General features: G+C 73.3%; 7 protein-coding genes and 1 pseudogene. 4 read left to right on the top strand and 4 right to left on the bottom strand.

All coding sequences use genetic code 11. The features are described from left to right. Nucleotides 1–11 precede the first annotated feature (11 nt). Together MOTC310_RS10820 and MOTC310_RS10815 are read left to right on the top strand one after the other, a co-directional pair. Nucleotides 12–1,103: a sensor histidine kinase gene (locus MOTC310_RS10820; RefSeq protein WP_331301761.1), complete on the top strand. Its 1,092-nt coding sequence runs from the start codon at nucleotides 12–14 to the stop codon at nucleotides 1,101–1,103. 80 nt (nucleotides 1,104–1,183) lie between these two features. Further along, nucleotides 1,184–1,612 carry a SufE family protein gene (locus tag MOTC310_RS10815; protein WP_331291491.1) on the top strand — a complete coding sequence of 143 codons (429 nt, stop codon included), beginning with the start codon at nucleotides 1,184–1,186 and terminating at the stop codon, nucleotides 1,610–1,612. A gap of 6 nt (nucleotides 1,613–1,618) precedes the next feature. Here the strand turns inward: MOTC310_RS10815 and MOTC310_RS10810 are convergent. The 3 genes and pseudogenes from MOTC310_RS10810 to MOTC310_RS10800 form a co-directional block, all read right to left on the bottom strand. Then, nucleotides 1,619–1,927, bottom strand: a pseudogene (locus MOTC310_RS10810) (DUF6456 domain-containing protein); the annotation flags it as partial. Between the two features lie 218 nt (nucleotides 1,928–2,145). Next, nucleotides 2,146–2,370, bottom strand: a complete 225-nt coding sequence (locus tag MOTC310_RS10805) for a hypothetical protein (RefSeq protein ID WP_331291490.1) — start codon at nucleotides 2,368–2,370, stop codon at nucleotides 2,146–2,148. A gap of 128 nt (nucleotides 2,371–2,498) precedes the next feature. Next, a complete protein-coding gene (locus MOTC310_RS10800) occupies nucleotides 2,499–4,115 on the bottom strand; it encodes a porin (protein ID WP_331301760.1) in 1,617 nt (538 codons plus the stop codon). 505 nt (nucleotides 4,116–4,620) lie between these two features. Between MOTC310_RS10800 and MOTC310_RS10795 the strand changes: the two genes are divergently transcribed. Then, complete coding sequence (locus MOTC310_RS10795; protein ID WP_331301759.1) at nucleotides 4,621–6,756, top strand: S9 family peptidase; 2,136 nt, start codon at nucleotides 4,621–4,623, stop codon at nucleotides 6,754–6,756. Nucleotides 6,757–6,966: 210 nt separating this feature from the next. On the opposite strand, the gene MOTC310_RS10790 is transcribed toward MOTC310_RS10795, so the two are convergent. Next, entirely contained in the window at nucleotides 6,967–9,171 is a 2,205-nt protein-coding gene (locus tag MOTC310_RS10790) for an AsmA family protein (protein WP_331301758.1), read from the bottom strand. A 530-nt stretch (nucleotides 9,172–9,701) separates the two neighbouring features. Between MOTC310_RS10790 and MOTC310_RS10785 the strand changes: the two genes are divergently transcribed. Then, entirely contained in the window at nucleotides 9,702–12,095 is a 2,394-nt protein-coding gene (locus MOTC310_RS10785; RefSeq protein WP_331301757.1) for an ATP-dependent helicase, read from the top strand. The last annotated feature ends 250 nt before the right edge of the window (nucleotides 12,096–12,345 follow it).

Raw genomic sequence — 12,345 nt, 5'->3', positions numbered from 1 at the left:
TCGGGTACAGAATGGTCGGTGAGCCACCAGGGTCCGGCGCGGAAGACCCGTTGGGCGACGGCCCCGCGGGGGATCCCGGTCGGGGTCCGGCACAGGGCACCGCGGAAGCCGCCGCCCTGAGCGACAGCTTCAAGCGCTTCGCCGACGTCGTGCCGCTGATGATGTGGCGCTCGGACGAGGCCGGCCACGCGATCCACCACAACGAGTGCTGGCTGAAATTCACCGGGCGCCCCCTGGAGGCCGAACTCGGCCTCGGCTGGCGCAGCGGGCTGCATCCCGAGGACTTCGAGCGCCACGCCAAGATCGTCGCCGACGCCTTCGAGGCGCGGGCCCCCTTCACCGTCGAGTTCCGCCTGCGGCGTCACGACGGCGAGTACCGCTGGCTCCTCGACACGGCCCGCCCCCTCGTGGAGGACGGCCGGTTCCAGGGCTATCTCGGCTCCTGCTTCGACATCACCGACCGCAAGCACGCGGAGGAGCATATCGAGCACGCCCTGGCCGAGAAGGAGGCGCTGCTGGCCGAGGTCTACCACCGGGTCCGCAACAACCTCCAGGTGATGGTCAGCCTGATCGGCCTTTACGGGCGGGCGGCCCCCGACGCCTGCCGCGGCAGCTTCGAGGCGCTGGGCCAGCGGGTCCGGGCGATCGCGCTGGTGCAGCAGCACCTGCACGAGGCGCCGCACATCGCGTCGATCGACCTCAAGGATTACCTGCACCGCCTCGCCTCGGGGCTCGGGCAGCTCCGGCGGGCCGGGCGGATCGGCGTCCAGGTCGGCGGCTCCGGCAACGGACTCGTGGAGCCGCGCACCGCGAACGCGCTGGGCATGATCGTCGCGGAGATCGTGGCCGAGTGCCTCGACGCCACCGCCGAGCACGTCGCCTGCTCCATCGCCATCGACATTGAGGTCGGCGCGCCGCTGCGCCTGTCGATCGTCTCCGGGGTGAGCGAGATGGCCGCTTCCGGCCGGCCGAACGTCCCGAAACTGGGCCCCCGCCTCATCGCGGCCTACGCGGCCCAGGCCGAGATCACCGTCTCGGGCGATGCCAGCCCGGGCGATCCCCTGTGGCTGACCCTGCCGCCGGGGCGCCCCGCCGCGCAGTGAGCGCCCGCGGCGCCGGACCCCGTCGCCACGACGGCGCGGCCGGCCTATAGCGGCGCAGACCTTTCCGGATCCGGCCGAGCATGCTTCCTCCGATCGACACCATCATCGAGAACTTCGAGATCGTCGAAGACGATGACATGCGGCTCGAGTACCTGATCGAGCTCGGCCGCGCCCTGCCGCCGATGCCGGAGGCGGAGCGGACCGAGGCGAACCGCGTCCACGGCTGCGAGAGCCAGGTCTGGATCGAGACGCGGGCGGAGCGGCAGGACGGCACGCCGCGCCTCGTCCTGCACGGCTTCAGCGATTCGTTCATCGTCCGCGGCTTCGTGGCGCTGATGGTGGCGCTCTACACCGGCAAGACGCCCCAGGAGGCCGCCGGGACCGACGGCCTCGACCTGTTCCGGCAGCTCCGCTTCGGCGCCCACGTGACCTCGAAGCGCTCCAACGGCGTGCGGGCGATGGCGGAGCGCATCCACCGCGACGCGGTCCGGCTCGCCGCCGAGGCCTGAGGGAGCTCACCCCCGCCAAAGCCGCAGGCGGGCCCGGTCCGGCCCGGTCGCCTCCCGCTCCAGACCGTAATGCTCGGCCAGCCGCCCCAGGGCGATGCGCGCCACGACCTTGGCGGAGCGGGCCGGCCAGCGCCGCTCCGCCTCGATCCGCTCCAGGCCCTTCAGGAAGCCGCAAAGGTCGATCAGCAGGCCCGACAGGTCGCTCCCGACCGCGTCGAGGGCGCCGCGCACCCGCTGCCGGGCCGCGATCACGTGGTCGGCCGCCGAGGCCGGATCGCGCGGGCCGCCGCCGTCGATCCGCGGCGCCCCGAGATCCGCGCCCATCCGCNCGGCTCGCCGAGGCGCGCCAGCAGGCGCCGGGCCTCCGCCGGGAGGTCGCCGGCACCGCGCGGCCGCGACGGCGCCGCGGCGGAACGGCCGTCCTTGACTGATTTGTTCATGTTTTGTTCCGTGTGTGCTACGACGGACGTGCGGAGCCTCCAGTCTCTCAGGAAAACTTAGAAGGTCAAGGTTTTTTTACCTACAACCCACAGCTATCTCGCGGCGGCGCGTGTCGGCGGCCGGTGCAGGATGTCGGCGATCTCGGTCTCCGACTTGCCGCGGACCTCGTAGCCCATCGCCTCGAACCGGTCGATCAGCGCGGCGCTCTCGGCGGCGGAGCGTGCCGCCCAGACGGCGAGGACGTCGTTCACGCGCTCCAGGTCCGCGGCGGGGTGATCGTCCTGCGGATCCGGCTGCGGATCGGGGATCGCGTCCATGTCGGCACCTCGGCTTCGAACCGGCGACCGTGATCGGCGCCACGGCCCGCGGTTCAACGCCCGAGGCGGGAACCGGCTCCCGGCCGAGCCCGCGCGCCCCGCGGGTCCCGGCCGGATCCCCGCCCGCGTCAGAAATCCCGCTGCACGCGCGCGCGCACCTGGATGACGTCGACGTGCCTGGCGGTCGCGACCGGGTTGGCGGGGTTGTTGACGTAGGCCGCGTTCTGGTTGGGATACCGGCCCAGGTCGAGGATGCGGCCGCTCTGCGGCCCGTAGCGCGTGTACATCGCCTCGACGCCGATATCGAACTCCTTCACCGGCGACCAGATCAGGTTGGCGCCGACGACGAAGCGGTAGCTGTCCCGCAGGACCTGGCTCAGGTCGAAGAACCGGGTGCCGGGGGTGCCCGGCCCCGTCCCGGTCACGCCGAAATAGGCGCCCTGCGCCGCGCGGGCGCCGCGGGCGAAGCTCAGGGCGCCGTAGGAGCCGAAGAAGGCGGAGCGGACCGCGGGCGTCCAGTAATGGAGCATCGCCGCCGTGAACGAGTAGCTCGTCGACAGGTCCAGGCGCTGGGTGAAGGGGTTGATCACGCCGTCGCTGAAGAACTGCGAGAAGGCCGCCCCCTGCACCGCCGTGGCCGCCTGCGCGTAGGGGCCGTTATAGGCCGGCAGGCCGGTATACAGGGCGGCGCCCTCCCCGTAGGCGCCCTGCAGGTAGAGGGTGTCGCCGGCCGCAATGGCCGGCAGGTTGACCTTCACGCCGCCCTGCACGGCCCAGCCGAAGGCGGAGGCCGCCCCGCGCGGGGCGCGGTTGTTGCCCGGCGAGACGGGCGCGCCCAGGTTCGTGCCGGCGAACGAGACGCTGCTGAGCGAGCCGTGGTTGACCTCGTGCACGGCGCCCGAGAGCTGCGCGGAGCCCCAGGACTGGTCGGAGCGCAGCACGCCGACGAGGTCGGGCACGCGGCTGCGCTGGACCGTGTCCACGAAGCCCAGGCCGGTCGGGCGGCCGGCGGCGTCGTACCCGACGAAGATCGGGGCGACGGGGTTCCCGGGCGCGAAGACGGCGCCGGGGTTGGGGATCGCCGGGGGAGCGGCGTTCTGGGACGAATAGACCGGCGTGCGGCGGAACATCGGGTCCTCCACCGACAGCGAGGCGGACAGTCCCTGGCCCAGCGTCGCCGTGTAGGCGGCGAGGTTGGTCGAGGGGGTGTCCGAGCCGATGGAGGCGACGATGAACTCGAAGTCGTGGGCGTAGAAGTCGAAGAACGAGGAGGCGCGGCCGGCGGTGAGGCCGGCGAACTGGATGAAGGCCTTGTCGACGTTGAACTGCTGCTGGGCCCGCCCGAACTGGTCGACGCCCAGGGCCGGGAAGGCGCCGCCGATCCGGTTCAGCGCCCCGGCATGCATGGTGGCGAAGCCGGTCCGGCTCCCGGCGTCGAGGCGGAGGAAGGCGCGCAGCGTGCCGTAGGACGTCTGGGTCCGGGCATCGAGGTTGATCCGGAGGCGGCCCTGGTAGCCGCTGTAATCCCCCGGGGTGGCGGCGGCGGTCCCCGAGCGGCTGTAGGAGGGCTGGTAGGCGTACTCGAAGCGCGCGCGGCCGGAGAGGCGCAGGCAGGTATCGCTGCCGGGGATGAAGAAGAAGGCCTGGCCATAGGCCGAGCAGATCCGCACGTGCTCGATGAGCCGCGATTTCCGCCGATCGGGAAGTTCCGCCGCCTCGACCGGCAGACTCAGCAACCCCGCCATACCCGCCAGTACGCCCGTTGTCCGGCGCTTCGTTCGATGTTTCCGGTACTCCGCACACAAAACATGCATCGAATCGGCCATTGCACCATCCACATATCCCCCATTAGGTCGGACGGATTGCGACGGCCGATAATCCCGGGCCGCTTTTCTCAGGGCTGTGCTCGGCTCGACTTGTCACGATCTGTGCCCGGCCTGCGGAGCGCCGGCACCGGGCGGGCCGAAATCGGCCGTTCCGGCAGGTCCCCGGCGGGTTCGCCCCCGCTGAGCCCGCCCGGTCTGGCGGCGCCGGAGCGGACCCGGCCGCGGCATCGAACCGGCATATCGCGTCCGGGACCGGAGCGTCTCCCGCGCCACCGGTGCCCTCGGCGCGACGGGGCGGCGGGGCCGCGGGCCGCCCCGTTNGCGGCCCCGGCGCCCCGAACGCCTTGCATCCGCGCGCGCGGCGGGACACATCCCCTCACCCGGACGCGACACCCGCGCGCGCCGGGACCCGACGGGAGAGACGATGACGGAGATCGGTCAGGGCTTGCTCGCTCACAGGACCGGCGCGCCGGTGGCCGAGGCCCGGCCGCGGCGCTTCAGCGTCCACGGGCAGGAGATCACCGACGACTACGCGTGGCTGAAGGCCGAGAACTGGCAGACGGTCCTGAAGGACCCGGCCGCGCTGCCCGACGACATCGCCGCCTACCTGAAGGCCGAGAACGCCTTCGCCGAGGCGGCGCTCGCCGGGAGCGCGGATCTGCGGCGGCAGCTCGTCGCCGAGATGCGCGGGCGGATCCAGGAGGACGAGAGCGGCGTCCCGGAGCCGGACGGGCCCTTCGCCTACTACACGCGCCACCGCGAGGGCGGGCAGCACCCGCTGATCTGCCGGCGGCCGGCCAGCTCCCCCGACGTGCCCGATTCGGGCCCGGACCCGGACGAGACGATCCTCATCGACGGCGACCGCGAGGGCGAGGGCCTGCCGTTCTTCGAGATCGCCGCCGCGGTGCATTCCGACGATCACGCCCGGCTCGCCTGGAGCGTCGACACCAAGGGCTCGGAACTCTACACGATCCGGGTGCGCGACGTCGCCACCGGCCTCGACCTCGACGACCGCGTCGAGGCGACCTCCGGCGAGGCGGTCTGGGCCGCGGACGGCGCGAGCTTCTGGTACGTGGCGGTCGACGCCAACCACCGCCCCGCCAAGGTGATGCGCCACCGCGTCGGCACGGGGCAGAGCGAGGACGAGACCGTCTACACGGAGGCCGATGCCGGCTACTTCGTCCATATCGGCAAGACGCAGTCCGGCGCCTTCCTCGACGTGACCGTGAGCGACCACGAGACCTCCGAGGTCCGGCTGCTCGACCGACGGGCGGCGGACGCCCCCCTGCGCCTCGTGGAGCCGCGCACGCCGCTGCTGATCTACGGGGTGGAGCATCGCGGCGACCGGCTGTTCATCCGCACCAACGCGGACGGCGCCGAGGACTTCAAGATCGTCACCGCGCCGCTCGACGATCCGGGCCGCGCCCACTGGACCGACCTCGTGCCGCACCGGTCCGGGGTGATGATCCGCCACCTGCACCTCCTCGCCGGCCACCTGGTCCGGCTGGAGATCGAGAACGCCAGGCCGCGGATCGTCGTGCGCGACCTCGCTGACGGCACCGAGCACAGCGTCGCCTTCGCCGAGGAGGCCTACTCCCTCGGCCTGCGGGCCGGGCTCGCCTTCGACACGGCCACGATCCGCTTCGTCTACTCGTCGATGACGACCCCGTCGGAGACCTGGGACTACGACTGCGCGGCCCGCACCCGGCTCCTGCGCAAGCGGCAGGCGGTGCCGAGCGGGCACGACCCGGCCGCCTACGTGACCCGGCGGCTCTTCGCCACCGCGCCCGACGGCGAGCAGGTGCCGATCTCGCTGCTGCACCGGCGGGACCTCGCCCTCGACGGCAGCGCGCCGCTGCTGCTCTACGGCTACGGCTCCTACGGCACGCTGATGCCGGCGGCGTTCCGCACGAACCTGCTGAGCCTCGTCGACCGCGGCTTCGTCTACGCCATCGCGCATATCCGCGGCGGCACCGAGAAGGGCTGGCGCTGGTACCTCGACGGCAAGCGCGAGAAGAAGCCCAACACCTTCACGGACTTCATCGCCTGCGCCCGCGCCCTGATCGCGGCGCGCTACACCGCCGAGAGGCGCATCGTCGCCCATGGCGGGTCGGCGGGCGGGATGCTGATGGGCGCGGTGGCCAACCTCGCGCCGGAGCTGTTCGCCGGCATCGTCGCCGACGTGCCCTTCGTCGACGTGCTCAACACCATGCTGGACGCGGATCTGCCCCTGACGCCGCCGGAATGGCCCGAATGGGGCAACCCGGGCGAGAGCGAGGCCGCCTTCCGGACGATCCTGTCGTACTCGCCCTACGACAACGTCGCGGCCAAGGAGTACCCGGCGATCCTGGCGCTCGGCGGGCTCACCGACCCGCGGGTGACCTACTGGGAGCCGGCCAAGTGGGTCGCGCGGCTGCGCGCCACCATGACGGGCGGCGGGCCGGTGCTCCTGCGGATCAACATGGAGGCCGGCCACGGCGGCGCCGCGGGCCGGTTCGACCGGCTGGAGGAGGTGGCGCTGATCTACGCCTTCGCGCTCATGGTGGTCGGGAAGGCCTGAGCGCCACGTCCCTGCGGGCGCAGCGCCGATGACGGGGGGATCCGCCTGAGGCGCTCACGGCGGCCGGTCCCGTCCCGCCCTCATCCTGAGGTGCCCGCCCCCGCGGCCCTCGAAGGAGGGCTCCAGGGATCACCGTGGCCCCTGGAGGGCTCCGTCGCGACCTCCACTTCGCTCCGGCACCTCAGGATGAGGGCTGGGACGGGCGCGATCTCAATACGCGGCCTGCCTCACGGCCGGACCTCGGCGGGCGCAGGCGGCTGGGCGATCCCCTCCTCCGGATTGCGGGCCCGCTTCGCCGCCTCCTCGGCGGCCTTGTCCGCGGCGGCCTTCTCGGCCGCCGCCTTGAGGGAAGCCGCGCGAGCCCGGTCCATCTCGATCCGGGCGCGGCGGCGCTGCCGCTCGACCTGGTCGGCCTCGGTCAGCTCGATCGTCTCCAGCTCGCGCTGCAGCACGAAGGCCGCGAGGCCGTTCGACAGGGTGCCGACGTCCAGCACCCGCTCCGGCGCGCCCAGCGGCCCGGTCAGGCCGTACTGGACCGCGAGCGGGCCGGCATTCCAGCCGCGCGGCAGCGGGCCGCCCACGAGCGTGCCGCGGACGTCGAGGCGGCCGGCGCGCAGGTCGTAGCCAGGCGGGCAGCAGGCGGATCTCGCCCACCCAGACCCGCTCGAGCAGGCCGAGCAGCGGCGCCGCCGCCGGCGCCTTCAGGCGCCCGGAGACGCGGCCGGTCCCGTCCGCGCCGATCTGCCCGGACAGCCGGGCGCTGGCGCCGGCGAGGTCGGTGACGTCGAGGCTGTCGACCGTGAGGCCGGCGCCGTCCGACTGGATCCGCGCCGCGATCGTGCCGGTGCCGGAGCCCGCGGCGCCGAACCGGACGTCCTTGGCCTCGAGCGTCAGGGCGAGGTCGGTGTCGCGCAGGGTGCCGAGCGCGGTCCCGAGGGGCGGCAGGCCGGCGATGTCGAGGCCGGTGGCGCGGATCTGGGCCTCGAACCGGCCGCGCTCGGCGCCCTCGGCGGCGGTGTAGCGGGCGTTGCCGGTGATCCGCGCCGGCCCGAGGCCGAGGCGCATGTTGCGCAGCGACAGGCCGGTGCCGGCGGCCGACAGGTCGGCGGCGGCCTCGATCTTCCGCCCGTCGAGGAGCGCGACGAGCGGCCCCTCGGCGCCGAGGCGGCGCAGGTAGCGGCCGAGCGCCTCCGAATCGGGGGCGGCGAGCGCCACCGGGCCGGAGAAGCGCAGCGGCGCCGTCTCGACCTGCCCGCTCGCCGTGACGGTGGACTCGGCCGGGCCGGTCACCGCGAAGCGGCGCAGCAGCAGGCCGCCGGCCCGCTCCAGGGTGCCGGTGACGGCGAGGTTCGACCATTCCTCGCCGCCCAGCACGGCGCTGCCCACGGTGAGGTCGAGGTCGAGCATCGCCGGCAGGCTGCCGGCCGAGCGCGGCAGGCCGCGGGCGATCAGGCTCTGCCCCTCCGCCGAGGCCAGGAAGGCGTCGAGGTCGAGGCGGCGGGCGTCCAGGGTCAGGCCGGCGCGCCACTGGCGCAGGTCCAGCCGGCCGGTGCCGCCGAGGCGCAGGGCCCGGCCGCCCGGATCGATGGCGAGGTCGACGGCCTCGAACCGCACCTGCGTGCCCCAGGCCTTGAAGGTGCCGGCCAGCGAGAACGGCAGGTAGGCGCCGGCCGCCTGGGTCGGCGGCCCGACGACGAGGCGGGCGGAGCCCTCGGCCTCGACCTGGGCGCCGCCGGCTTCGGCGGGCAAGAGGCCGAACCGCGCGTCCGCCTCGAAGCGCGGGGTCGCGTCGCCGCCGCCCGAGATCTTGGCGGCGAGGCGCCCGTCCGGCCCCGGCGTTCCGCTCACCGCCCGGAACGGGACGCCGCCGCTCGTCCCCTCGATCCGCCAGGGCCCGACCAGGGCCGGCGCCTGCAGGCGCAGGTCCTGGACGTAGAGCTGGTCGGTCCGCCCGGTGGCGGGGACCTGCGTGGTGACGAGGAACTGCTGGATCTGCAGGTTCTCGATGGCGAGGTCCCGGTCGCGCAGGGCCCCGCCGAAATCGGGCGGCAGCTTCAGCGTGTCCGGGCCGGCGACCGGCAACTTGATCTCGGCCCGGCCGATCCGGGTCTCGGTGAAGCGGAACTCGCCCTTGAGGAGCGGCGCCAGGGCGATCTCGGCCTTGACGAACCGGGCATCGAGGCTGGGGCGGTCCGGATCGGCGCCGAGGTGGAGGCGGTCGACGCGCAGCCGCGGCGAGGGCAGCAGGCGGACCTCGATCCGGCCGTCGGTCCGGACCTGGACGCCGAGAGACCGGGCGAGCGCCCGGTCGACGAGCCCGCGATGGGCCTGCCAGTCGACGAAGGGCGGAACCGCGAGCGCCGCCACGAGAACCAGGATGACGGCGCACGCCAGCGCGGTCAGAAGATCACGCAATGGTCCCGTTCCGCACCATCTCTGCGCGAGGCCGCGACCGCACCGGGCCGCCGTGCCCCGCGTGCCCCCGCGAGTCAGTCGCCACGGCCATAGCACGATAAGCCCCCGGCGGCGCCAGCGGCGATGCCACGGTCGGGAGCGGCGGTCGGGGCACGCGCGAGGCCGCTCGGACACCCGGGCCCGCGGTCTCCGGTCCGAGCGCGGGTCCCCTCTCCCGTGGGGGAGAGGTCTGCTCTCGCAGAAAGCCGGGTGCGGGATGCGACCCCTCCGGATAATTCCCGCCCCTCACCCCGGCCCTCTCCCGCACGGGAGAGGGGGCTCGTCGCGCTCTGCCACCCCTGGCGCCTCCCGATCACATACATGTGCCGGTCCGTAGCCGCCGGCGGGAAGACGGCTCCACGGATCCGGCTGCGCGGTGACCCGAAGGGTGCGGATCGTCCCGGCGCCGACAGCCGCGCTTAACGGCCCCGCGCCCCCTCCGCGGCGCGTACGGCCTCGACGCCGTTCGCGATTTGGTCCAGGGAAGCGGGATGCAGAACCCCCCGCATCCGCAGTCCGCCGGGGACGGCGCGCCCGCCACGTCCATCGCCGCCCGCGCCATGGGCGCCCTCCGCCGCGAGGCGGCCGGCTACCTCGAGGGGCTGAACCCCGAGCAGCGCCGCGCCGTCGAGACCACGGAGGGCCCGATCCTGGTGCTGGCCGGCGCCGGCACCGGCAAGACCCGGGTGCTGACCACCCGCATCGCCCACCTGATCGCCACCGGGCGGGCACGCCCCTTCGACATCCTGTCGGTGACCTTCACCAACAAGGCCGCCCGGGAGATGAAGCACCGGATCGGCGCGCTGATCGGGCCGGCCGGCGAGGGCATGCCCTGGCTCGGCACCTTCCACGCCATCGGCACCAAGATCCTGCGCCGCCACGCCGAGCTGGTCGGGCTCAAATCCGACTTCACCATCCTCGGCACCGACGACCAGCTCCGGCTGATGAAGCAGGTCATCGCCGACCAGAACGTCGACGAGAAGCGCTGGCCGGCCCGGGCCCTGTCCCACGCCATCGACGGCTGGAAGAATCGCGGCCTCGGCCCCGAGCAGGTGCCCCCCGGCGAGGCCGCGTCCTTCGCGTTCGGCAAGGGCGGCGCCCTCTACACCGCCTACCAGGCCCGGCTGGCGACGCTGAACGCCGTCGATTTCGGCGACCTCCTGCTGCTCTGCCTCAAGCTCTGGCGGGAGAATCCCGACGTCCTGGCCAATTACCAGGACCGGTTCCGCTACATCCTGGTCGACGAGTACCAGGACACCAACGTCGCCCAGTACCTGTGGCTGCGCCTCCTGGCCCAGTCCCGCAAGAACATCGCCTGTGTGGGCGACGACGACCAGTCGATCTACGGCTGGCGCGGCGCCGAGGTCGACAACATCCTGCGCTTCGAGCACGACTTCCCGGGCGCGGTGGTGGTGCGGCTGGAGCGCAACTACCGCTCCACCGGCCACATCCTGGCCGCCGCCTCCGGGCTGATCGCCAAGAACGAGAGCCGCCTCGGCAAGACCCTGCGCACCGACGACGAGCCCGGCGAGCGCGTCACCGTGACGGGGGCGTGGGATTCCGAGGAGGAGGCGCGGATGCTCGCCGAGTCGATCGAGTCGCTCCAAGCGAAGCAGCACCCCCTGTCGGAGATCGCCGTGCTGGTGCGGATCTCCGCGCAGATGCGCGAGATCGAGGACCGGTTCGTCCAGCTCGGACTGCCCTACCGGGTCATCGGCGGCCCGCGCTTCTACGAGCGCGCCGAGATCCGCGACGCGCTGGCCTATCTGCGCGCCACCGTGAATGTCAGCGACGACCTCGCCTTCGAGCGGATCGTGAACACGCCCAAGCGCGGCCTGGGCGACGCCACGCTGCAGCAGCTCCACACCTACGGCCGCGCCAACCGGGTGCCCCTGCGGATCGCCGCCGCGCGCCTGTGCGAGACCGACGAGCTGAAGCCCCGGGTCCGCTCCACCCTGCGGGCCCTCACCGAGAGCTTCTCGCGGTGGGCGCGGCTCGCGGAGTCGCAGCCGCACAGCGAAGTGGCGCAGACCATCCTGGAGGAATCCGGCTACACCGAGATGTGGCAGAAGGACCGCTCCGCCGACGCCGCCGGCCGACTGGAGAACCTGAAGGAATTCGTCCGCTCCATGGAGGAGTTCCCCGACCTCGCGGCCTTCCTGGAGCACGTCTCCCTGGTGATGGAGGCCTCGGAGGCGGAGGGCGCCGAGCGGGTCTCGCTGATGACGCTCCACGCCGCCAAGGGGCTCGAGTTCGACACCGTGTTCCTGCCCGGCTGGGAGGACGGCCTGTTCCCGAACCAGCGGGCGCTGGACGAGAGCGGCCGGGCCGGCCTGGAGGAGGAGCGGCGCCTCGCCCATGTCGGCCTGACCCGGGCGCGCAAACGCGCGAAGCTGTCCTTCGCGGTCAACCGGCGCATCCACGGGCTCTGGTCCTCGACCATCCCGTCCCGGTTCATCGACGAGCTGCCCGAGACGGCGGTCGACGTGGTCGAGGCCCCCGCCCACTTCTCCGCCGGCGCCTCGCGGTTCGACCGCAACCCGGCGCCGTTCGGGTCGAGCTACGGCACGCCGGGCTGGCAGCGGGCGCAGGCCAACACCGCGCCGGGCGGCCGTTCCGGGCTCGGGTCCGGGGGCGGCTTCCGCTCGTCGGGCCCCGGCGGCCGGTCCGGCGGCCCCGCGGGTGGACCTCGCCAGATCGAGGGCGAGCTGATCGCCAAGTCGACCGGCGCGCCCTCGGCCTTCCAGGCCGGCCAGCGGGTCTTCCACACGAAGTTCGGCCCCGGGACGGTCGCGGCGGTCGACGGCAACAAGCTGACCGTTGACTTCGACAAGGCCGGCCGGAAGATGGTCCTCGACAGCTTCGTCCAGGCCGGATCGAGCTAGTCCCGCCGACCAAGCCCGGACGTGTCAGGGCGGCAGGGTCGGCCGGCTTCGCCCCCGCGGGCGGGGAGGATCGGAGATCGTGCCGGATGCCGCACCATCCCGTGTGATACGGTCTCCGGCCGGCGTTCTCCGTCCATGCAGCCCGCGCCGTCGATCGGACGTCCGATCGCGCGGCCCATCACTGATGCATCCGCGCCAGCCGCGCGGCTTTTTCGAAGCCTCCCGAGCGACCGTCACCCCTCAGTCACAC

Origin of the sequence: Methylobacterium oryzae, assembly GCF_036441375.1 — a bacterium.
Classification (GTDB): Bacteria; Pseudomonadota; Alphaproteobacteria; order Rhizobiales; family Beijerinckiaceae; genus Methylobacterium; species Methylobacterium oryzae_A.
The sequence above is the reverse complement of the archived record's forward strand: the minus strand, read 5'-3'. Positions and strand labels throughout refer to the sequence as shown.